Genomic DNA, 252 nt, shown 5'->3' on the forward strand with positions numbered 1-252 from the left:
GGCGAAGGTCGTCACGGCGGAACAGATGGAGCTTTCGCGTCTGCGGGCGGAGAACAAGCGCTTGCAGATGGAGCTGGAAATCGCAAAAAAAGCGGCGGCGTTCTTCGCGAAGGACCTCCTGTGAAGTGGGAGTGTCTGAATTTTTGTGTGCAAGGCGTCTGAACATTTCAGGCGTGGCAGGCGATCAATTTCATTCTAGCTGTTGGGTCGTGTGAAGCGATCCTCGTAGAGGATCGCGAACTGCCGCATGGC

At 56.0% G+C, this 252-nt stretch carries 1 pseudogene; it reads left to right on the forward strand.

The features are described from left to right. Positions 1 to 129 (forward strand): annotated as a pseudogene (locus tag ACLFKU_RS44890) (IS3 family transposase); the annotation flags it as partial. Positions 130 to 252: the final 123 nt, after the last annotated feature.

Origin of the sequence: Paraburkholderia sp. EG304, from assembly GCF_046543485.1 — a bacterium.
Taxonomy (GTDB): Bacteria; Pseudomonadota; Gammaproteobacteria; order Burkholderiales; family Burkholderiaceae; genus Paraburkholderia; species Paraburkholderia youngii.